This is a genomic window from Pseudomonas sp. Seg1 (assembly GCF_018326005.1).
Taxonomy (GTDB): Bacteria; Pseudomonadota; Gammaproteobacteria; order Pseudomonadales; family Pseudomonadaceae; genus Aquipseudomonas.
The window spans coordinates 1374345-1397206 of the sequence record NZ_AP021903.1 but is presented as its reverse complement, the minus strand read 5'-3'; the positions used below and the strand labels follow the sequence as shown (position 1 = coordinate 1397206).

19 protein-coding genes are annotated in these 22862 nt (G+C 58.7%); all 19 read right to left on the bottom strand.

Going from position 1 to position 22862, the window contains the following annotated elements; translation table 11 throughout:
- Positions 1-42 precede the first annotated feature (42 nt).
- Positions 43-750 carry a 2-C-methyl-D-erythritol 4-phosphate cytidylyltransferase gene (gene ispD, locus KI231_RS06000; protein ID WP_213027703.1) on the bottom strand — a complete coding sequence of 236 codons (708 nt, stop codon included), beginning with the start codon at positions 748-750 and terminating at the stop codon, positions 43-45.
- The gene (gene ftsB / locus KI231_RS05995; protein ID WP_007908838.1) at positions 747-1025 is read right to left on the bottom strand and encodes a cell division protein FtsB; all 279 of its coding nucleotides are present in this window, start codon (positions 1023-1025) and stop codon (positions 747-749) included. Before ftsB ends, ispD begins: the two co-directional genes overlap by 4 nt.
- A 171-nt stretch (positions 1026-1196) precedes the next feature.
- A complete protein-coding gene (eno, locus tag KI231_RS05990; RefSeq protein ID WP_213027702.1) occupies positions 1197-2486 on the bottom strand; it encodes a phosphopyruvate hydratase in 1290 nt (429 codons plus the stop codon).
- Between the two features lie 156 nt (positions 2487-2642).
- Positions 2643-3488 carry a 3-deoxy-8-phosphooctulonate synthase gene (gene kdsA / locus KI231_RS05985; RefSeq protein ID WP_103303022.1) on the bottom strand — a complete coding sequence of 282 codons (846 nt, stop codon included), beginning with the start codon at positions 3486-3488 and terminating at the stop codon, positions 2643-2645.
- A gap of 5 nt (positions 3489-3493) precedes the next feature.
- Positions 3494-5125 (bottom strand): CTP synthase, encoded by a 1632-nt coding sequence (pyrG, locus tag KI231_RS05980; RefSeq protein ID WP_103303023.1) that lies wholly within the window; start codon positions 5123-5125, stop codon positions 3494-3496.
- 274 nt (positions 5126-5399) lie between these two features.
- Complete coding sequence (gene tilS, locus KI231_RS05975; protein ID WP_213027701.1) at positions 5400-6728, bottom strand: tRNA lysidine(34) synthetase TilS; 1329 nt, start codon at positions 6726-6728, stop codon at positions 5400-5402.
- 132 nt (positions 6729-6860) lie between these two features.
- Complete coding sequence (locus KI231_RS05970; protein WP_038357918.1) at positions 6861-7808, bottom strand: acetyl-CoA carboxylase carboxyltransferase subunit alpha; 948 nt, start codon at positions 7806-7808, stop codon at positions 6861-6863.
- Between the two features lie 139 nt (positions 7809-7947).
- Positions 7948-11469 carry a DNA polymerase III subunit alpha gene (gene dnaE, locus KI231_RS05965; RefSeq protein ID WP_213027700.1) on the bottom strand — a complete coding sequence of 1174 codons (3522 nt, stop codon included), beginning with the start codon at positions 11467-11469 and terminating at the stop codon, positions 7948-7950.
- A gap of 76 nt (positions 11470-11545) precedes the next feature.
- The gene (gene rnhB / locus KI231_RS05960) at positions 11546-12172 is read right to left on the bottom strand and encodes a ribonuclease HII (protein WP_007908845.1); all 627 of its coding nucleotides are present in this window, start codon (positions 12170-12172) and stop codon (positions 11546-11548) included.
- A gap of 11 nt (positions 12173-12183) precedes the next feature.
- Entirely contained in the window at positions 12184-13314 is a 1131-nt protein-coding gene (gene lpxB / locus KI231_RS05955) for a lipid-A-disaccharide synthase (RefSeq protein WP_213027699.1), read from the bottom strand.
- Between the two features lie 2 nt (positions 13315-13316).
- Complete coding sequence (lpxA, locus tag KI231_RS05950; protein WP_103303027.1) at positions 13317-14093, bottom strand: acyl-ACP--UDP-N-acetylglucosamine O-acyltransferase; 777 nt, start codon at positions 14091-14093, stop codon at positions 13317-13319.
- Positions 14090-14530, bottom strand: coding sequence for a 3-hydroxyacyl-ACP dehydratase FabZ (gene fabZ / locus KI231_RS05945; RefSeq protein ID WP_003222142.1), 441 nt, complete (start codon positions 14528-14530; stop codon positions 14090-14092). Before fabZ ends, lpxA begins: the two co-directional genes overlap by 4 nt.
- 105 nt (positions 14531-14635) lie before the next feature.
- Positions 14636-15691 (bottom strand): UDP-3-O-(3-hydroxymyristoyl)glucosamine N-acyltransferase, encoded by a 1056-nt coding sequence (gene lpxD, locus KI231_RS05940; RefSeq protein WP_213027698.1) that lies wholly within the window; start codon positions 15689-15691, stop codon positions 14636-14638.
- A 3-nt stretch (positions 15692-15694) separates the two neighbouring features.
- On the bottom strand, positions 15695-16198 hold the full coding sequence (locus tag KI231_RS05935; protein WP_007908849.1) for an OmpH/Skp family outer membrane protein: 504 nt from the start codon (positions 16196-16198) through the stop codon (positions 15695-15697).
- 45 nt (positions 16199-16243) lie between these two features.
- Positions 16244-18619 carry an outer membrane protein assembly factor BamA gene (gene bamA, locus KI231_RS05930; protein ID WP_213027697.1) on the bottom strand — a complete coding sequence of 792 codons (2376 nt, stop codon included), beginning with the start codon at positions 18617-18619 and terminating at the stop codon, positions 16244-16246.
- A 74-nt stretch (positions 18620-18693) separates the two neighbouring features.
- On the bottom strand, positions 18694-20046 hold the full coding sequence (rseP, locus tag KI231_RS05925; protein WP_213027696.1) for a sigma E protease regulator RseP: 1353 nt from the start codon (positions 20044-20046) through the stop codon (positions 18694-18696).
- Positions 20047-20100: 54 nt separating this feature from the next.
- Positions 20101-21291 carry a 1-deoxy-D-xylulose-5-phosphate reductoisomerase gene (gene ispC / locus KI231_RS05920; protein WP_213027695.1) on the bottom strand — a complete coding sequence of 397 codons (1191 nt, stop codon included), beginning with the start codon at positions 21289-21291 and terminating at the stop codon, positions 20101-20103.
- Positions 21288-22094 carry a phosphatidate cytidylyltransferase gene (locus KI231_RS05915; RefSeq protein WP_103303032.1) on the bottom strand — a complete coding sequence of 269 codons (807 nt, stop codon included), beginning with the start codon at positions 22092-22094 and terminating at the stop codon, positions 21288-21290. Before KI231_RS05915 ends, ispC begins: the two co-directional genes overlap by 4 nt.
- A complete protein-coding gene (gene uppS / locus KI231_RS05910) occupies positions 22094-22849 on the bottom strand; it encodes a polyprenyl diphosphate synthase (protein WP_103303033.1) in 756 nt (251 codons plus the stop codon). Before uppS ends, KI231_RS05915 begins: the two co-directional genes overlap by 1 nt.
- Positions 22850-22862: the final 13 nt, after the last annotated feature.

The following is a 22862-nucleotide window of genomic DNA, read 5'->3' as shown; positions in this document are numbered from 1 at the left end:
TGAGCCTGCTCGCGATGGCGATTCAACAGGCACCACAGAAATTCAGTGGCGCTTAGTCCAACGCTGACGCAACCATTCGAGATCTTCCGGTCGGGTGACCTTGAGGTTATCCGCCCGCCCTTCAATCAGACGCGGCGCCAGTCCTGCCCACTCCATCGCCGAAGCTTCATCGGTAATCACCGCATCCGCCACCAGACTATCGGCCAATGCCCGATGCAACGCACCGAGGCGAAACATCTGCGGCGTATACGCCTGCCAGATCACGCTGCGATCCACGGTCTCAACTACCCGACCGTGCTTGTCGACCCGCTTCAACGTGTCGCGCGCAGGTACCGCCAGCAAACCGCCCACCGGATCATCCGCCAGTTCATCCAGTAATTTGTCGAGATCTTCGCGACTCAGATTCGGTCGTGCCGCATCGTGCACGAGCACCCAATCCTCATCATCAGCACCTTGCGCATGCAAATGCAGCAAGGCATTGAGCACCGAGCCGGAGCGCTCGGCCCCGCCCTCAACGCGCTGAATACGCGGATCGCTGACGCAGGCCAGATTCGGCCAGTAAGGATCATCAACCGCAAGACTGACCACCAAACCCTTGAGGCTTGGGTGATCAAGGAAACAGCCAAGGCTGTGTTCGAGAATTGTGCGTCCGCCCAGTTTCAGGTATTGCTTGGGACGGTCCGCGGCCATTCGGGCACCGACGCCCGCGGCAGGAATCACGGCCCAGAAGGCCGGCAGGGAATTGATCATTGGGCCAACTGGTAAAGGGTTTCACCGTCCTTGACCATGCCCAACTCGTGACGAGCCCGTTCTTCAACGGTCTCCATGCCTTTTTTCAGCTCGCTGACTTCAGCGTCCATCACCCGGTTGCGCTCCAGCAAACCTTCGTTCTCGGCATGTTGATCAGCAATCTGCTGATTCAGCTCGGCAACTTGCGCCAGACTGCCATTGCCCACCCACAGGCGGTACTGCAGACCGGCCAGCAGCAAGAGCAAAACGAGAAACAACCAGTAAGGACTGCGCATCGAATATCAGGTATCCAGTGAAAAAAGACAGCCACGCCAAAACTTTGAAGCATCTGATAGCACGAAGCCTGGAAGACCCAGGCTTGTGCTGTTAAGGCATCAGATTAGTGGCAAATCCATCGCTGTCACGACTTTTTCGACACAATCCGGTGTCCTTTTATCAGTTTCCGCTTAACCGCGGAATTCGCTGCGACCGTTGTACTTGGCTTTGCCATTCAACTGCTCTTCGATACGCAGCAGTTGGTTGTACTTGGAAACGCGGTCGGAACGGCACAGCGAACCCGTCTTGATCTGGCCAGCCGAGGTGCCCACAGCCAGGTCGGCAATGGTCGAATCTTCGGTTTCGCCCGAACGGTGCGAGATCACTGCGGTGTAACCGGCAGCCTTGGCCATCTGGATGGCTTCCAGGGTTTCGGTCAGGGTGCCGATCTGGTTGAACTTGATCAGGATCGAGTTGGCGATCTTTTTATCGATGCCTTCTTTCAGGATCTTGGTGTTGGTCACGAACAGGTCGTCGCCTACCAGTTGAACCTTCTCGCCGATCTTGTCGGTGAGGATCTTCCAGCCAGCCCAGTCGGACTCGTCCAGACCGTCTTCGATCGAAATGATCGGATAACGTTCGGTCAGGCCTTTCAGGTAGTCAGCGAAACCTTCCGCGGTAAACACCTGACCTTCGCCGGACAGGTTGTACTTGCCGTCTTCGTAGAATTCGCTGGCCGCGCAGTCCAGGGCCAGGGTCACGTCGGTGCCCAGCTTGTAACCGGCGTTGGCCACAGCTTCCGAGATCACTTTCAGCGCGTCTTCGTTGGACGCCAGGTTCGGTGCGAAACCGCCTTCGTCGCCAACGGCGGTGCTCAAGCCACGGGCCTTCAGCACAGCTTTGAGGTGATGGAAAATCTCGGTGCCCATGCGCAGACCTTCCGAGAAAGACTTGGCGCCAACCGGCTGCACCATGAATTCCTGGATGTCGACGTTGTTATCGGCGTGCTCGCCACCGTTGATGATGTTCATCATCGGCACCGGCATCGAGTAACCACCCGGCGTGCCGTTGAGGTTGGCGATGTGTGCGTACAGCGGCAGATCCTGATCCTGCGCAGCAGCCTTGGCCGCAGCCAGGGACACGGCGAGGATCGCGTTGGCGCCCAGGGTCGCTTTGTTTTCAGTACCGTCGAGCTTGATCATCGCGTGATCCAGGGCTTTCTGGTCGCTTGGGTCAGTACCCAGCAGCAGATCGCGGATCGGACCGTTGATGTTGGCTACCGCTTTGAGCACGCCCTTGCCCAGATAACGGCTCTTGTCGCCATCACGCAGCTCGAGCGCTTCACGCGAGCCAGTGGATGCACCGGACGGCGCGCAAGCGCTGCCGATGATGCCGTTGTCGAGAAGCACGTCCGCTTCCACGGTGGGATTGCCACGGGAGTCGAGAACTTCACGACCTTTGATGTCGACGATTTTTGCCATTGTTGTAAACACTCCAAAGTTGACGAAAACGACGCAGCTAGAGGAAATCTTTTTACCGTCGGCAAGTGGTGTGCAGCGGGCAGCTTGCAGACGACAACGCACATGCCCGAGGGCATGTGCGACAAATCGTGCGGTACTTTACCGGAGAAATGAGTGTTACGCGGTTTCTACCGTCGGAAAACTCTTAACCAGTTCGTCCAAAGCTTTGAGCTGGGCCAGGAATGGCTCCAGTTTGTCCAGACGCAAGGCGCAAGGGCCGTCGCATTTGGCGTTGTCCGGATCCGGATGCGCTTCGAGAAACAGACCCGCCAGCGACTGGCTCATACCGGCCTTCGCCAGATCCAGAACCTGTGCACGGCGACCGCCGGCAGAGTCGGCACGACCGCCCGGCATTTGCAGCGCGTGGGTCACGTCGAAGAATACCGGGTACTCGAACTGCTTCATGATGCCGAAGCCGAGCATGTCGACCACGAGGTTGTTGTAGCCGAAGCTCGAGCCACGCTCGCAGAGGATCAATTGATCGTTACCCGCTTCCACGCACTTGTTCAGGATGTGTTTCATTTCCTGAGGCGCGAGGAACTGGGCTTTCTTGATGTTGATCACTGCATTGGTCTTGGCCATCGCGACGACCAGATCGGTCTGACGCGACAGGAAGGCCGGCAGCTGGATGATGTCGCAGACCTCAGCGACGACCGCTGCCTGTTCAGGCTCGTGGACGTCGGTGATGATCGGCACGCCGAAGGCTTGTTTGATGTCCTGGAAGATGCGCATGCCCTCTTCCAGGCCAGGACCGCGATAAGAGGCCACAGAAGACCGGTTGGCCTTGTCGAAACTGGCCTTGAACACGTAAGGGATGCCGAGTTTTTCGGTGACCTTCACGTACTCTTCGCAAACCTGCATGGCCATGTCACGGCTTTCCAGCACGTTCATGCCGCCGAACAGCACCATGGGTTTGTCGTTGGCAATCTCGATGTCGCCGACGCGGATGATCTTCTGTGCCATCGGGGTTACGCCTTCTTCTGGTGTTGAGCCAACGCTGCTTTGACAAAACCGCTGAACAGCGGATGGCCATCACGCGGTGTCGAGGTGAACTCAGGGTGGAACTGGCAAGCGACGAACCATGGATGATCCGGCGCTTCAACCACTTCAACCAGCGCTGCGTCAGCGGAGCGACCGGAGATTTTCAGGCCGGCTTCGATGATTTGTGGCAGCAGGTTGTTGTTCACTTCGTAACGGTGACGGTGACGTTCGACAATCACGTCCTTGCCATAGCAATCGTGAACTTTGGAGCCGGCTTCAAGCAGGCATTCCTGAGCGCCGAGGCGCATGGTGCCGCCCAGATCGGACGCTTCGGTACGCACTTCGACGGCACCGGTCGCGTCTTCCCACTCGGTGATCAGACCTACAACCGGATGGCCGCTGGCGCGGTCGAACTCGGTGGAGTTGGCGTCTTTCCAGCCCATGACGTTACGAGCGAACTCGATGACCGCCACTTGCATGCCGAGGCAGATACCCAGGTACGGAACCTTGTTTTCGCGAGCGTACTGAACGGCAGTGATCTTGCCTTCCACGCCACGCAGACCGAAGCCGCCTGGAACCAGAATCGCGTCGACACCTTCGAGCAGCGCAGTGCCCTGGTTTTCGATGTCTTCGGAATCGATGTAGCGCAGGTTGACCTTGGTGCGGTTGCTGATGCCGGCGTGACTCATCGCCTCGATCAGCGACTTGTACGCGTCCAACAGCTCCATGTACTTGCCGACCATGGCGATGGTCACTTCGTGTTCCGGGTTCAGCTTGGCGTCAACCACTGCTTCCCACTCGGACAGATCGGCGCTGCCGCATTGCAGACCAAAACGCTCGACGACGAAGTCATCCAGACCCTGCGAATGCAGGATGCCCGGGATCTTGTAGATGGTGTCGGCGTCTTCCAGCGCGATCACCGCACGCTCTTCAACGTTGGTGAACTGAGCGATCTTGCGGCGCGACGAAACGTCGATCGGGTGATCGGAGCGGCACACCAGCACGTCTGGCTGCAGGCCGATCGAACGCAGTTCCTTGACGGAGTGCTGGGTTGGCTTGGTCTTGGTTTCGCCAGCGGTGGCGATGTACGGCACCAGCGTCAGGTGCATCAGCATCGCGCGCTTGGCGCCGACCTCGAAACGCAATTGACGGATGGCTTCGAGGAACGGTTGGGACTCGATGTCACCGACGGTGCCACCGATTTCAACCATCGCCACGTCGGCGTCACCGGCACCCTTGATGATGCGGCGCTTGATTTCGTCGGTGATGTGCGGAATCACCTGGATGGTTGCACCCAGGTAGTCACCACGGCGCTCTTTGCGCAGCACGTGCTCGTAGACACGGCCGGTGGTGAAGTTGTTGTTCTGGGTCATGGTCGTGCGGATGAACCGCTCGTAGTGGCCCAGGTCCAGGTCGGTCTCGGCGCCGTCGTGGGTGACGAACACTTCACCGTGCTGGAACGGGCTCATGGTGCCCGGGTCGACGTTGATGTACGGATCCAGCTTAAGCATGGTGACCTTAAGCCCCCGCGCCTCCAGGATGGCCGCCAATGAAGCCGAGGCAATGCCTTTCCCCAATGAAGAAACAACACCGCCCGTGACGAATATGTAGCGCGTCATGAAAAACCCTAGAAGTCTGCGTTAAAGCGGTACGAGCCGCCGGGGAAAGCGAAGGAAGGCCGAAGCCCCCGATCACCTGCATTAATCACAGTGCACCTTTCAAAAAAACCGCCGCGTTGGGACAGACCGGCAGATGAAACACCGGTACGTTGCTCGCTACACATTTTTTGGAATCGCCCAGCAAAGACTGCTTGGTAATCGGCAACTCCTGCAATTCAGGCGAATCCACAGAAGTTGTATCAAGAAGGGAGCGTAGTCTACCGGAATGCTCCTTTCAGCTCAAACCTTGATCTTCGTCTATTGGCTGCCAATGCAATTTCCAGCCTCCCTGCGCATTGCCATCAAGACCCGGCAGGTTCGCCACCGCGAGCAATTCTTCGCCGCGAAACAGCAGCGGCAATCTGCCACGCACGAAGCCCGGCACCGCACGCTCGTTGAGCAGGCGTTTGAGGTCGCGATGACCCCGCTCGGCCAGATGCATCACTTCGCCGCCCTGCCGATAAGCAATGCGCAGCGGCCCGCGAGGAGTCTGTCCGCTGAACATGACACGCCCGTTATCGGGCAAGCGTAGCGGTGACGCCGGGGCCTGCCAGTCGCTGCCGATCACCGGTGCACGCAGCCAGTCGGCGCTTAGCCACCACAGACGACCGGCGCTGCGGTGCAGCTCACCATCGGCCAGACGCCAGACAGGCGAAGCGCTCTGGGCGGCTTCGTAAAGATTTACCCAACCCGACCAGTGGTCAGTGTCGGGCAGGCGCGTGAGGGGTTCGAGCCAGTGACTCAGCGCATTGCGCTGACGGGCGGCGGACAATCCTGCCAGCGGCGCCAGTTCCAGCGAGGGCAGCCCCAGCCATGCGAATTCATCCGCGGTTTGCGCCTGAGCCAGATCCATTTTTGCCAGCTCATCGAGCAGACCTTGCGCTTCGCGCAGATGCGCAGCGCTACGGGCCATGCTGGCCTGTGCTTGCGGCCAGCGTTCAGTCAGCAGTGGCGTGATTTGCTGGCGCAAATAATTGCGCGAGAATTGCGAATCCTGATTCGACGGGTCTTCGATCCAGCGCAGTTGATGACTGTGGGCGTAGGACTCCAGCTCCGCCCGAGTGACATCGAGCAACGGCCTAACCAAAGCCCCCAGCCCCAACGGACGCTGTTGTGGCATCCCCGAAAGACCGCGCACTCCCGCACCGCGCATCAGACGAAAAAGCAGGGTTTCGGCTTGATCGTCACGGTGCTGGCCTGTCAGCAACACGTCATCCAACTGCGTCACCGAACTGAACACCGCATACCGCGCATCCCGCGCCGCCCGCTCCAGACTGGCTCCCGGCCGCACACTCACCCGCACCACTTGTAACGGAATACCCAACACATCGCATACAGACTGGCAATGCGCCGGCCACGCATCAGCCGCAGCCTGAAGGCCGTGATGGATGTGGATGGCGCTGAGCGTCGGGAGGGATTCGGTTTTTGCCAGATCGGCAAGCAGGTGCAGGAGGACGGTGGAATCGAGACCACCGGAAAACGCGATGCGCCAATGAGTGGCGTTGCGCCACGGCTCAAGATTCAGCAGAAGCCGGGAAGGCAAATCAATCATGGACTGGCCCATATTTAACTCTTTGCCCCAAAACAAATGTAGGAGTGAGCCTGCTCGCGATAGCGGTGTGACAGCCAACACATTGGTTGAATGTTACGCCCTCATCGCGAGCAGGCTCACTCCTACAGGGGTATTGCGTTCGACTTAGAGGCCGTAGCTCATCAGTCGATCGTAACGACGCTTCAACAGCGCTTCGTTATCGAACTTCTTCAGCATCGCCAGTTGCGAGCTCAGCTCGGCACGGATCGACGCAGCAGCAGCGGCCGGATCACGGTGGGCGCCGCCCAGAGGCTCGCCAATCACCTTGTCGACAATGCCCAGACCTTTCAGACGCTCGGCGGTGATGCCCATCGCTTCAGCGGCATCCGGCGCCTTTTCTGCGGTTTTCCACAGAATCGAAGCGCAGCCTTCCGGCGAGATCACCGCGTAAGTCGAGTATTGCAGCATGTTCAGCTGATCGCAGACGCCAATGGCCAATGCACCACCGGAACCACCCTCACCGATAACGGTGGCGATGATAGGGGTTTTCAGGCGCGACATCACGCGCAGGTTCCAGGCGATGGCTTCGCTCTGGTTGCGCTCTTCAGCGTCGATTCCAGGGTAGGCGCCCGGAGTGTCGATGAAGGTCAGGATCGGCATTTTGAAACGCTCGGCCATCTCCATCAGACGGCAAGCCTTGCGGTAGCCTTCCGGACGCGGCATGCCGAAGTTGCGGCGCACCTTCTCACGGACTTCACGGCCTTTCTGGTGACCGATGATCATCACCGGCTGGTCTTCCAGACGGGCGATACCGCCAACGATAGCCGCGTCGTCGGAGAAGTGACGGTCGCCGTGCAACTCGTCGAACTCGGTGAAGATGTGCTCGATGTAATCGAGGGTGTACGGGCGTTTCGGGTGACGCGCAAGGCGTGCGATCTGCCAGCTGGTCAGCTTGCCGAAGATGTCTTCGGTCAGCGTTTTGCTCTTGTCCTGCAGGCGGGAGATCTCATCGCCGATATTCAGCGAATTGTCATTACCGACCAAGCGCAACTCTTCGATCTTGGCTTGCAGGTCGGCGATCGGCTGTTCGAAATCTAGAAAATTCGGGTTCATAGGCGTCCGTCTTGGGTCGTGTCCCAAATGAGCTTGGGCCGGCCGGTTGTCTATTCGCGCCCTACCTTAAGGGAGAGGCGCGCTGAGGTCGAGATTAAAAATTCAGGTTGTGGGCAGGCATTGTGATACCACCTGCCGGTCAACGGTATTGGAGGAAGACGTTGTCTCGCCCGAACTGGTCACGCAGGGCTTGAATCAAGGCATCCGCCGGGTCGATTCGCCAGGTCTCGCCAAACTGCAGCAAGGTCTTCGCATCGGGGCTGGTGTACTCCATGGTAATCGGGCACGCCCCGCGATGACGCTTGAGCAGGTCGCCCAACCAGCGTAGCTGATCGCCCTTCAAGTCCTGGGTTTGCAGCTTCAGACGCAGGCTTTCGGCAAGGTTGGTGCGCGCGTCTTCCATGCTCATCACACGCTTGACCCGCAGACGCAGGCCGCCGGAGAAGTCGTCATTGCTGACCTCGCCTTCGACCACCACCATCGCGTCGGTCTGCAGCAGCGATTGCGCAGAGTGGAAAGCATCGGCAAACAGCGACGCCTCGATCCGCCCCGAACGGTCGTCGAGGGTGATGAAGCCCATCTTGTCGCCCTTTTTGTTCTTCATCACCCGCAGCGCGATGATCATGCCTGCCACGGTCTGCGTATCGCGAGCCGGCTTCAGATCAATGATGCGCTGCCGGGCGAAACGGCGGATCTCGCCTTCGTATTCGTCAATCGGGTGACCGGTCAGGTACAGGCCCAAGGTGTCTTTCTCACCCTTGAGGCGCTCCTTGAGGGTCAGTTCCTTGGCTTTGCGATGGCTCGCATAAACGTCGGCATCTTCCTCGACGAACAGCCCGCCAAACAGGTCGGCGTGACCACTGTCGTGGGTGCGCGCGGTCTGCTCGGCAGCCTTGATCGCCTCTTCCATCGCCGCCAGCAACACGGCGCGGTTGCGGTCGATGTTGGCCTGGTAGGCCTTTTGTTCGTCATGGAAGTACGGGCCAAGACGATCCAGCGCACCGCTGCGGATCAGACCGTCCAGCGTGCGCTTGTTGATACGTTTGAGGTCAACCCGGGCGCAGAAATCGAACAGATCCTTGAACGGACCTTCCTGGCGTGCCTCGGTGATCGCTTCCACCGGGCCTTCGCCGACACCTTTGATCGCGCCGAGGCCGTAAACGATGCGGCCGTCGTCGTTCACCGTGAACTTGAACTCCGAAGTGTTCACGTCCGGCGCGTCGAGGCGCAGTTTCATCGTGCGCACTTCCTCGATCAAGGTCACGACCTTGTCGGTGTTGTGCATATCCGCCGACAGTACCGCGGCCATGAACGGCGCCGGGTAGTGGGCTTTCAGCCAGGCGGTCTGGTACGAGACCAGGCCGTAGGCGGCGGAGTGGGATTTGTTGAAGCCGTAACCGGCAAACTTCTCTACCAGGTCGAAAATGTTACCGGCGAGGTCAGCGTCAATATTGTTGGTTGCGCAACCTTCAATGAAACCGCCGCGTTGCTTGGCCATTTCCTCGGGCTTTTTCTTACCCATCGCCCGACGGAGCATGTCCGCACCACCGAGGGTGTAACCGGCCATGACCTGGGCAATCTGCATCACCTGTTCCTGATACAGGATGATGCCGTACGTCGGCGCCAATACTGGCTTGAGGCCTTCGTACTGGTAGTCCGAGTGCGGGTACGCCAGTTCGGCGCGACCGTGCTTACGGTTGATGAAGTCGTCCACCATGCCGGATTGCAGCGGGCCCGGACGGAACAGCGCTACCAGTGCGATCAAGTCTTCCAGGCAGTCGGGCTTGAGTTTTTTGATCAGCTCTTTCATGCCGCGCGATTCAAGCTGGAACACCGCTGTGGTTTCAGCTTTTTGCAGCAATGTATAAGTCGGTTTGTCGTCGAGCGGGATAAACGCGATATCCAGCGGCGGTTCGTTGACCTTGGCGCGGTCACGGTTGATGGTTTTCAGCGCCCAATCGATGATCGTCAGGGTCCGCAGACCGAGGAAGTCGAACTTCACCAGACCGGCGGCCTCAACGTCATCCTTGTCAAACTGGGTTACCAGACCGTCACCGGCCTCGTCGCAATAGATTGGCGAGAAGTCGGTCAGCTTGGTCGGTGCGATCACCACACCACCGGCGTGTTTACCGACGTTACGCACAACGCCTTCGAGCTTGCGCGCCATCTCCCAGATTTCCGCAGCCTCTTCATCGACCTTGATGAAGTCACGGAGGATTTCTTCCTGCTCGTAGGCTTTTTCCAGGGTCATGCCGACTTCGAACGGGATCATCTTCGACAGACGATCCGCCAGGCCGTAGGACTTGCCCTGCACCCGCGCCACGTCACGCACCACAGCCTTGGCGGCCATGGAACCGAACGTGATGATCTGGCTTACCGCGTTGCGGCCGTATTTCTCGGCCACATAGTCGATCACCCGGTCACGGCCGTCCATGCAGAAGTCGACGTCGAAGTCGGGCATCGATACCCGTTCCGGGTTAAGGAAACGTTCGAACAGCAGGTCATATTCCAGCGGATCAAGGTCGGTGATCTTCTGCACGTAGGCCACCAGCGAGCCGGCACCCGACCCACGGCCAGGACCGACCGGTACGCCGTTGTTCTTGGCCCACTGGATAAAGTCCATCACGATCAGGAAGTAACCGGGGAAGCCCATCTGGATGATGATATCCAGCTCGAAATTCAAGCGATCGACGTAGACCTGACGCTTGGCTTCATAGTCTTCGGTGGTGTCTTTGGGCAGCAGTACCGCCAGTCGCTCTTCGAGTCCGTCGAAGGAGACTTTGCGGAAATACTCGTCGATGGTCATGCCATCGGGAATCGGGAAGTTGGGCAGGAAGTGCGTGCCCAGTTTCACTTCGATGTTGCAGCGCTTGGCGATCTCGATGGTGTTTTCGATAGCGTCAGGAATGTCGCTGAACAGCTCGGCCATTTCCTCGGCGCTTTTGAGGTATTGCTGATCGCTGTAATTCTTCGAACGGCGCGGATCGTCGAGGGCGCGGCCCTCACCGATGCACACGCGGGTCTCGTGGGCGGCGAAGTCTTCCTGCTTGATGAAGCGCACATCGTTGGTCGCCACCAGCGGCGCACCAAGCTTGTCGGCCAGAGCCACGGCGCCGTGCAGTTGTTCTTCATCGTTGGGGCGATTGGTGCGCTGGATCTCCAGATAGAAACGATCCGGGAACACTGCCATCCATTCACGCGCCAGGGCTTCAGCCTCGGCCGGGTTGCCGCCGATCATCGCCATGCCGATCTCGCCTTCTTTGGCAGCGGAGAGCATGATCAGGCCTTCGTTGGCTTCGGCGACCCACTCGCGCTCGACAATGATCATGCCGTTGCGCTGGCCTTCGATGAAGCCGCGCGAGATCAATTCGGTGAGGTTGCGATAGCCCTTGGCGTTCATCACCAACAGGCTGATCCGGCTCAGCGGTGCGTCCGGATCCTTGTTCGACAGCCACAGGTCGGCACCGCAGATCGGCTTGATGCCCGCGCCCATGGTGTTTTTATAGAATTTGACCAGGGAACACATGTTGTTCTGGTCGGTGACCGCGACCGCCGGCATGTTCATGGCGGTCAGCGCCTTGACCAGTGGCTTGATCCGCACCAGCCCGTCGACCAGGGAGTATTCAGTGTGCAGGCGTAGATGAACGAATGAAGCCGGCATAGTGATCCTGTCCAGTTACATAGAGACAACAAGGCCCGGATTGTACCGGGCCTTGAATAAAACATCAGCCTTGCGACTAAACCTGCGTCAGACCTTCCAGCGCCTCATAAGCCTGACGCACCGGGGCGAACGAGCGCCGGTGGATCGGCGTCGGACCAAGACGCACCAGCGCTTCCAGATGAACGGGCGTCGGGTAGCCTTTATGGCCCCCAATGCCGTAACCCGGATAGATCAATTCAAACGCGGCCATTTCGCGGTCACGGCTGACTTTGGCCAGAATCGACGCAGCGGCAATCGCCGGCACCTTGCCGTCGCCTTGCACAACAGCTTCAGCGCGCATCGGCAGTTGCGGGCAGCGGTTGCCGTCGATCATCGCCAGTTTCGGCTGAATGTGCAGACCCGCCACTGCGCGCTGCATGGCCAGCATGGTCGCGTGGAGGATGTTCAACTCGTCGATTTCTTCGACTTCGGCGCGGGCGATGCACCAACTGAGAGATTTCTCGATGATCTCGTCGTAGAGCTTTTCGCGCTTGGCTTCGGTGAGTTTCTTCGAATCGTTGAGACCGAGGATCGGCCGGTTCGGATCGAGGATCACCGCCGCCGTCACCACTGCACCGCACAACGGGCCACGACCGACTTCATCGACACCGGCAACCAATTCTTCAACTTCGGCGACCAAGGTGAAATCCAGACCCATTTGCATATCTTTCTTGCTCATCGTGTTTGACCGATCAGGTTGAGGACGGCGTCCGCCGCCTGATTGGATGCGTCCCGGCGCAGGGTGCGATGAATCTCGTCAAAGCCGCGCGTCTGTTCCTCGCCACCCTCGATCAATGGCGACAAGGTCTGTGCGAGTGCCTCAACTGTCGCATCATCCTGCAACAATTCCGGCACCAGCAAGCGTTGGGCCAGCAGGTTAGGCAAGGACACATAAGGACTCTTGACCATGCGTTTGAGAATCCAGAACGTCAGGGGCGCCAGGCGATAAGCGACCACCATCGGCCGCTTGTACAGCAACGCTTCAAGGGTCGCCGTGCCGGAAGCGATCAATACTGCGTTGCACGCTGCCAAGGCCAGATGGGACTTGCCGTCGAGCAACGTCACCGGCAGATCGCGGCCGACCAACAGCGCCTCGATCTGCGCACGCCGTTCTGCGTTGGCGCACGGCATGACGAAACGCAAACCCGGGCGCATGGCACGCAGACGTTCGGCAGTATCGAGGAAAAGTGCGCCCAGCCGACTGACTTCTCCGCCGCGACTGCCGGGCATCAAAGCAACCAGCGGGCCATCGGGCAAGCCCAACTCGGCACGCGCTGCGGCTCGATCAGCTTCCAGAGGAATGGTATCGGCCAGCGTATGACCGACGAACCGCACCGGTACGCCCTTATCTTCATAGAATCTGGCTTCGAACGGCAGCAGGGTGAGCATCAGATCGCAGCCTTCACGGATCTTCAGCACACGCTTCTGCCGCCACGCCCACACCGACGGGCTGACGTAGTGCACGGTCTTGATCCCGGCCTGACGCAGTTTGAGTTCGATATTGAGGTTGAAATCCGGCGCATCGATACCGATGAACACGTCCGGTTTCTCGGCGATCAACGTGGCGATCAGATCCTTGCGGCGCTTGAGCAACTCACGCAGCCGGCCAAGCACTTCCACCAAACCCATGACCGACAAGCGCTCCATGGGAAAGTAAGACGTCAGGCCTTCAGCCTGCATCAACGGACCGCCGACACCGATGAATTCGACCGCCGGATGCTGTGCCTTGAGGGCGCGCATAAGACCGGCGCCCAGAATGTCACCGGAAGCCTCACCCGCCACCAGCGCAATACGCAAATTGGCCATGATCAGCGAGTGATGCCGCGAGTCGACGACTGGATGGAGTCGCGGAACACCGCAACTTCCGGGAATTGGGCCGCAGGCTCAACCAGCTCCGCCAGAGCCTGCTCGACCGTCAGTCCTTGGCGATAAACGGTTTTGTATGCGCGGCGCAACGCATGGATAGCGTCTTCGCTGAAACCGCGACGGCGCATGCCTTCGAAGTTCATGCTGCGCGCTTCGGCAGGGTTGCCAAATACGGTGACGTACGCCGGAACGTCCTTGCCGATGGCGGTACCCATGCCGGAAAAGCTGTGAGCACCGATGTGGCAATACTGGTGAACCAGGGTGAATCCGGAAAGGATCGCCCAGTCTTCAACGTGCACATGGCCGGCCAATGCGGTGTTGTTGACCAGAATGCAGTGATTGCCGATGACGCTGTCATGACCGATGTGGGCATAGGCCATGATCAGGTTGTGATCGCCCAGCGTGGTTTCCGAGCGGTCCTGCACGGTACCACGGTGAATCGTCACACCTTCGCGGATGACGTTGTGGTCACCGATCACCAGACGGGTTTCTTCACCCTTGTATTTCAGATCCGGCGTGTCCTCACCTACCGAGGAAAACTGGTAGATGCGATTGTGCTTGCCGATGCGGGTCGGGCCTTTGAGGATCACATGCGGCCCGATCACGGTACCCTCGCCGATTTCCACACCTGCGCCGATGATCGACCACGGGCCGACCTCGACGCCGTCTGCCAGTACGGCCGACGGATCGATGATTGCGCGAGGGTCAATCAAACTCATAGCTTGCGTTCCGCGCAGATGATTTCAGCGGAGCAGACTGGCTTGCCGTCGACCGAAGCCTGGCATTCGAATTTCCAGATCTGGCGCTTGCAGCTGATGAACTTGGCTTCGAGGATCAACTGATCACCCGGAAGCACAGGCTGGCGGAAGCGCAGCTTGTCGGAACCGACGAAGTAATACAGGGTGCCGTCGGCCGGTTTGACGTCGAGCATTTTGAAACCGAGGATCCCGGCAGCCTGAGCCATCGCCTCGATGATCAGCACGCCCGGCATGATTGGATGCGCCGGGAAGTGACCATTGAAGAACGGCTCATTGATGCTGACATTCTTGTAGGCGCGAATGCGCTTGCCTTCAGTGTCCAGTTCCACCACCCGGTCCACCAGCAGGAACGGGTAACGGTGAGGCAGGTATTCGCGAATCTCGTTGATGTCCATCATTTCGGGGGAAGCCTATGTAAAGATTGGGAGCGCGACTGACGCGCACTCCTCTAGCAAATCAAGGAGGCAGTCTAGAGGCTGTGCACACTTGATATGGAAATGGTATCAGCCATCTGATGAAGCATTGCCGTCAGGGGTCACTTCCCCTACGCGCTTTTCCAGCTGTTTCAAACGTCGCGCGATGTCATCGAGCTGACGGATGCGTGCCGCGCTTTTGCGCCATTCGGCCGCTGGTTGCATGGCTGTGCCGGAAGAATAAGCGCCCGGCTCGGTAATCGAGTGGGTCACCATGGTCATCCCGGTCAGGAAAACGTTGTCGCAAATATCAATGTGACCGACCAGACCGACACCGCCGGCGAGCATGCAGTGCTTGCCGATTTTGGTGCTGCCGGAGATCCCCACGCACGCCGCCATCGCGGTGTGATCACCGACCTGGACGTTGTGGGCAATCTGAATCTGGTTGTCGAGCTTCACGCCATTGCCGATCACGGTATCGGCCAGGGCGCCGCGGTCGATCGCGGTATTAACGCCGATTTCGACATCGTCGCCGATGGTCACGCCACCGATCTGGGCGATTTTCTGCCAGATACCTTTCTCATTGGCGAAACCGAAGCCTTCACCACCGAGCACCGCACCGGACTGGATCACCACCCGCTTGCCGATGCGCACATCGTGATACAGCGTCACCCGTGGAGCGAGCCAGCCGCCCTCACCGATTTCGCTGCGCGCACCGATCACGCAATGGGCACCCAAGGTCACTTGCGCACCAATCCGCGCACCGGCCTCGATCACCACGAAAGGCCCGACACTGGCGGTCGGATCAACCACCGCGTCTGCAGCAATCACCGCTGTGGGATGGATACCCGCTGTGGCTTTTGGCTTGGGATCGAACAAGTGAGAGAGACGTGCGTAAGCCAGATAAGGGTCCGGCACGACCAGCGCATTACCGGAAAAACCTTCGGCATCCGCGTCCTTGAGCAGCAATGCTGCTGCCTGCGAACCCGCCAGGTATTTACGATATTGAGGATTTGCCAGAAAGCTCAACTGAGCTGGGCCAGCCTCTTGCAAAGTGGCTAGCCCAGTAATTTGCTTCTCCGGGTCGCCACGCAGGGTGGCGCCGAGGAACTCGGCCAACTGGCCGAGCTTGATAGTCACGGTCATGGGTTACTTCAGCTGATTCATGCGCTCGATAACCTGGCGCGTGATGTCGTACTGAGGTTTGACATCAATCACTGCGCCACGCTCGAACACCAGGTCAAAACCACCTTTTTTGATGACTTCTTCCACTGCGCTATCCAGTTTCGGCTTCAGTTGCTTGAGCATTTCGCGGTCGGCAACGGCTTTGGCTTCGTTCAGCTCCTTGGACTGAAACTGGAAGTCACGGGCCTTTTGCTTGAATTCCAGCTCCAGACGCTCACGCTCGCCTTGCTGCATCTTGTCGCCACCAGCCATCAGACGATCCTGGATACCCTTGGCACTGCTTTCCAGAGTCTTCAGTTTGGTCAGTTGAGGACCGAACTTTTTCTCGGCATCCACGGCGTACTTCTTCGCCGCATCGGATTCGAGCAGGGCCATCTGATAGTTCAGAACGGCAATTTTCATGTCGGCAAATGCCGGACCTGCCACCATCAAGGAGGCCAGGAGAACCAATTGAGTCAACTTACGCACGATGCACTCCTACAAAATCCATTGTCGTTATCTTGGGTCAGACGCTTAGAACGTCTGGCCGAGGGAGAATTGGAACACTTGAGTTTCAGCTTCATCCGGTTTCTTGATCGGCATGGCCAACGCGAAGCTCAGAGGACCCAGTGCGGTGACCCATGTCACACCAACACCGACGGAACTGGCCATGTTGCTCAGGCTGATGTCGTTGCACTTGGTGTTCGACGACGAGCCATTGGCGTTGGTGGTGTCCTTGCACTGCGAATCGAATACGTTACCCACATCCCAGAATACCGACGTACGCAGGGAGCGTTGATCCTTGACGAACGGCAGCGGGAACAGAACTTCCACGCCGCCCTGAATCAGGACGTTGCCACCGAACGGCAGTGGGTCCTGGTCCGGGTCTATCGAAGTACCCGGGTTGGTGCCACGGCTCGGGGTACTGCGTGGACCCAGCGTACTGTCCTTGAAGCCACGTACCGAGTTGAAACCACCAGCATAGTAGTTTTCATAGAACGGCAAGCCGTCAGTCGAACCATAACCGTCGCCATAACCCAGCTCGGTATGCAGACGCAGGGTGTAGTTTTCGCTGATCGGCTGGAACAGCTGACCACGGTAATCAAGCTTGTAGAACGACAGGTCGCTGCCCGGAATGGTGGTTTCCAGGGTCAGGCTCTGGGAACGACCACGGGTTGGCAGTACGCCTTTGTTCAGGGTCGACTCGGACCAGCCGGCCGACGCCTTGAAGTTCAGGTAGTTGTCGCCTTCCTTGTTAACGAAGTCAAAAATCTCGTCAACGGTGTATTTACCGGTCTTGATCTTGTCTTGCTGCGCGGACAGACCGAAGGTCAGACGCGAAGTCTCGCTGATCGGGTAGCCCACGTTCACGCCGGCACCCAGGCTGTCTACCGCATAGCTGGCTACGTCGACGTCGAGGTCTTTGTAGTCGGTGGTGCGATAGAACGCGTTGTAACCCAGGCTCACGCCATCGGCGGTCCAGTACGGGTCAACATAGCCAAAGTTGTAGCGGCTCTGGTATTCGCTTCGGGTCAGACCGACGCTGACGCGGTTACCGGTACCGAGGAAGTTGTTCTGGGTAATCGAACCACCGAGGATCAGACCGGCGCTCTGGGCGAAACCGACGCTGGCAGTGATCGAACCGGAAGCCTGCTCTTCAACGCTGTAGTTCACATCAACCTGGTCATCGACACCCGGAACAGCCGGAGTCTCGACGTTGACTTCTTTAAAGAAGCCCAGACGCTCAAGACGGGTCTTGGACTGATCGATCAGGTAGGTCGAAGCCCAGCCACCTTCCATCTGACGCATTTCACGACGCAGCACTTCGTCTTCGGACTTGGTGTTGCCACGGAAGTTGATGCGGTTGACGTAGGCACGCTTGCCCGGATCGACAGCAAACAGGATGTCCACGGTGTGGTCATCATCGTGCGGCTGAGGCACGCCGTTGACGTTGGCGAAGGTGTAACCCTCGTTACCCAGACGGCGGGTGATCAGTTCGGAGGTGGTGGTCATCAGCTTGCGCGAGAACACCTGGCCTTTCTGCACCAGCAACAAGGACTTGACCTGATCTTCAGGGACTTTCAGATCACCGCTGAGCTTGACGTCGCGGACGGTGTACTTCTCGCCCTCGGTCACGTTGACGGTGATGTAGACGTGCTTCTTGTCCGGGGTGATGGACACCTGGGTCGAAGCGATATCCATGTTGATATAGCCGCGGTCCAGATAGTAGGAACGCAGACGTTCCAGGTCACCGGAGAGTTTTTCACGGGCATATTTGTCATCGTTCTTGAAGAACGACAGCCAGTTGGTGGTTTTCAGCTCGAACAGATCGGTCAGGTCTTCCTCGGGGAAAACCGTGTTACCCACCACGTTGATGTGCTGAATGGCAGCAACGGTGCCTTCGTTGATCTTCACTTTCAGACCGACGCGGTTACGCGGCTGCGATACCACTTCGGTATCAACGGTCGCCGAGTAGCGGCCCTGTGCAACGTACTGACGTTGCAGTTCGTTACGCACACCTTCAAGGGTAGCGCGCTGGAAGATCTCGCCTTCGGCCAGACCGGATTGCTTGAGGCCTTTCATCAAGTCTTCAGTGGAGATCGCCTTGTTACCCTCGATCTCGATACTGGCGACGGATGGACGCTCGACAACCGTGATTACCAGAACGTTGCCTTCGCGGCCCAGCTGGATATCTTGAAAGAAACCGGTTTTGAACAACGCACGAGTGGATTCCACCAGGCGACGATCATCCGCCTGCTCGCCGACGTTCAACGGCAAGGCACCAAAGACACTACCCGCGGAGACCCGCTGGAGGCCATTGACGCGAATATCAGAGATAGTGAAGGACTCGGCGTGAACTTCGGCGATCATCAATACGGTGAGAACCGCAGTTAGCAGCAGACGTTTCATGAAGTCCTTTCTTATTCCAACTGGCAATAAACAAACTGCCGCAAAATGCGGCAGATTCGCAATTCAGCGAAGCGTTACAGTCGACCCAGATCGTTGACCAGAGCAAGCAACATCACCCCGACCACCAAACTGATACCGATCTGTATCCCCCAACCTTGCACCCGATCCGACAAGGGACGACCACGCGCCCACTCGATCAGATAAAACAACAGATGCCCCCCATCCAGTACAGGAATGGGCAGCAAATTCAGAACCCCCAGGCTAATACTCAGATAAGCAAGGAAATTCAGGAAATCAGCGACGCCCGACTGGGCAGAAGCGCCCGCCACTTTAGCAATGGTTATCGGTCCACTCAAGTTTTTTACCGAGAGCTCGCCGAAGAGCATTTTCTTTAGCGAATCGAGCGTCAGAATGCTCATGGTCCAAGTGCGACGGGCACCCTCGCCAATTGCGGCCAACGGCCCGTAACTGACCTCGCGAATCATCTCCGGCGGCCAGTCGATGGCTTTCACGCCGGCACCCAGGTAACCGCTTGGCGACTTGCTTTCACCGCGAGCGGCCAAGGTCACCGGGACGTCGATTTGAGCACCATCACGCTCGACGCGCAGCATGATTTTGGTATCAGGACGCGTACGAACGGTATCCACCACTTGCTGCCAGTCATTGAGTGCCTGGCCATCAAGCGTCAGCAGACGATCACCGGTTTTCAGGCCAGCCGCCTGAGCCGGGCCCTTCGGATCAAGCTCGGCAAGCACCGGCGGCAAGGCCGGACGCCATGGACGAATACCCAGAGAACGGATCGGATCCGGCTCATCAGCACCCTTGAGCCAGTGATCCAGCGCCAGTTCGCGCGGCGAATCTGCAGTAGAACCCTGCTCACGGACCAGCAACTGCAACGAGCCGCTCTCACCGAGTCGACGAACCAGTTGCAGATTGACAGCAGCCCAGCCAGAGGTCGGCTCGCCATCAATCGCAACAATTTCCTGACCTGCGCTCAAACCAGCCTTGGCCGCAATGCTACCGGACTCGACCGCCCCGATCACCGGACGCACCTGCTCGCTTCCGAGCATGGCCAGCACCCAGAAGAACACCAAGGCCAAAAGGAAGTTGGCAATTGGGCCGGCGGCGACAATGGCGATACGCTGGCGAACCGACTTGCGGTTGAACGACTGGTCGAGTTGATCGACCGGCACTTCACCTTCGCGCTCATCGAGCATCTTCACGTAACCACCCAACGGGATGGCAGCGACGACGAACTCGGTGCCTTGCTTGTCGTGCCAACGCAGCAACGGCATACCGAAGCCTACGGAAAAGCGCAGAACCTTGACGCCGCAGCGACGCGCGACCCAGAAATGGCCGAATTCGTGAAAGGTGACCAGCACACCCAAAGCGATCAGGGTGCCGGCAATCATATAGAGCGCGCTCATCTACTTTCTCCGCAATCCCGTTCAGTGCCGCGTGAAGCCATTGTGTTTCTAAATCTATCGGTCGTGACGCTTCAACCATTGTTCCGCCAGGACTCGCGCCCTGGCGTCTGCCGTGAAGACCGCATCGAGATCGCCGAGTGCCACAACCGGCTCAAGACTCAAGACCTCCTCGATGATACTCGCGATTTCCAGATAACGAACCCGTCCGTCGAGAAACGCTGCGACCGCCACTTCATTGGCGGCATTGAGCATCGCCGGCGCGCTGTCGCCCGCCTCGGCAGCCTGCCGCGCCAGACGCAGGCAGGGGAAGCGCTCTTCGTCCGGCGCTTCGAAGTCCAGACGCGCGATCGCAAACAGGTCCAGCGGCGCCACGCCGGAATCAATTCGCTCCGGCCAGGCCAGTGCATTGGCAATTGGCGTACGCATGTCGGGATTGCCCAACTGCGCCAACACCGAACCATCGACATAATCGACCAGCGAGTGAATCACGCTCTGCGGATGGATCACCACCTCGACTTGGGACGGCTTGGCATCAAACAACCAGCAGGCCTCGATCAGCTCGAGACCTTTATTCATCATGCTTGCCGAATCCACGGAAATCTTGCGCCCCATGGACCAGTTCGGGTGCGCACAGGCCTGGTCAGGTGAAACATGCGCCAACTCACTCATGGGCGTCTGTCGGAACGGGCCGCCAGAGGCTGTGAGTAAAATCCGACGCACGCCGACGTTGCTTAATCCACGGGCGAAATCCTGTGGCATGCACTGGAAAATCGCGTTGTGCTCACTGTCGATCGGCAGCAGCACCGAACCGCTCTTGCGTACCGCCTGCATGAACAAGGCGCCGGACATCACCAACGCCTCTTTATTGGCCAACAGGATCTTCTTGCCCGCCTCGACGGCTGCCAGTGTCGGGCGCAAGCCTGCCGCACCGACGATCGCAGCCATGACCGCATCGACTTCCGGCGCAGAGGCGACCTGACACAGGCCCTCCTCCCCCACCAGCACACGGGTTGGCAAACCGGCTGCGCGCAAATCGTCCTGCAAACCGCGAGCGGCGGCGACTTCCGGCACCACGGCATACTGCGGCACATGACGTACGCACAAGGCCAGCAGCTCAGCCAGACGAGTGAACCCACTCAAGGCGAAAACCTGGTAACGCTCAGGGTGGCGAGCAATCACATCCAGAGTGCTCAGGCCGATCGAGCCGGTAGCCCCCAGAACGGTAATCTGCTGCGGGCGGCTCACGGTGCAGCCATCCACAGCAATACAGCGAAGACTGGAATAGCCGCCGTCAGACTGTCGATGCGATCAAGCACGCCGCCATGACCCGGCAGCAAATTGCTGCTGTCCTTGATGCCGGACTGACGCTTGAACATGCTTTCGGTGAGATCACCGACGACCGAGATAAATACGATCAGTGCCGCGCCAATCAGGCCTTTAAGCAACTCTGCCACTGTCCAGTCGCGCACCAGCCCGACAATGGCGGTAATCACCAGGCTCAGCGCCAGGCCACCATAAACGCCTTCCCAGCTTTTGCCCGGGCTGACCTGAGGCGCCAACTTGCGCTTGCCGAATGCACGACCCGAGAAGTAGGCGCCGATATCCGCACCCCAGACCAGCACCATCACCGCCATGATCAGCCAGTTGCCCAACGGGTACTGCTTGATCTGCACCAGGCCTTGCCAGGCCGGCAGCAGAATCAACAGGCCAATCACCAGTTTGGTGGCCGCACTGGACCAATGCTCGCTGGAGCGCGGGTATGTCAACACGAGAAACGTTGCCACGGCCCACCACAACACCGAAGCACCGAGCACCCAAGGCGCAAGACCGGGTAGCACATACATGACGAACAGCATCAATGCGACGACAGCGGCAAAGCCGACGCGGAACGATTGTGCGGTGAAGCCCGCCAGACGCGCCCATTCCCAGGCGCCGAGACTCACGACCAGACCAATGAACAGCGCAAAAGCGGAACCTTCGAGCAGGAAAAACCCGCACAAGGCAATCGGCAGCAGGATCAGCGCAGTGATGATTCGTTGTTTAAGCATTAAACCCGGGCTCCAGCTTCGACCTGCTCGCTCGTTTTACCGAAGCGACGCTGGCGCGAAGCGAAATCGGCCAGCGCATTGCGCATGGCATCGTGTTTGAAGTCCGGCCAGAACAGGTCGGAGAAGTACAACTCGGCGTAAGCCAGTTGCCACAGCAGGAAGTTACTGATGCGGTGCTCGCCACCCGTGCGAATGCACAGGTCCGGCAACGGCAGATCGCCGGTCGCCAGACAGGTTTGCAACAGATCAGGGGTGATGTCTTCCGGACGCAGATGCCCGGCCTGGACTTCACGGGCCAGACGCTGCGCAGCTTGCGCGATATCCCACTGACCACCATAGTTGGCGGCAATCTGCAGGATGAAGCGGTTGGCACCCGCAGTCATGGCCTCGGCTTCGCGCATCGCGGTTTGAAGCTCCGGATGAAAGCGCGAACGATCGCCAATGATGCGCAGGCTGATGTTGTTGTCATTGAGACGCTTGGCTTCACGACGCAAGGCCTTGAAGAACAGATCCATCAAGGCACTGACTTCATCGGCCGGGCGCTGCCAGTTTTCACTGGAAAAAGCGAACAGGGTCAACACTTCGACCTTGGCTTCAGCGCACACCTCAATAACGGCCCGCACAGCATCCACGCCCGCTTTATGCCCGGCGACACCTGGCATAAAGCGTTTTTTCGCCCAGCGATTGTTGCCATCCATGATGATCGCGACATGGCGCGGCACCGCGGACGGCGCAGTCTGCTTGGTCTTGTCCATTTAAAGCTCGACC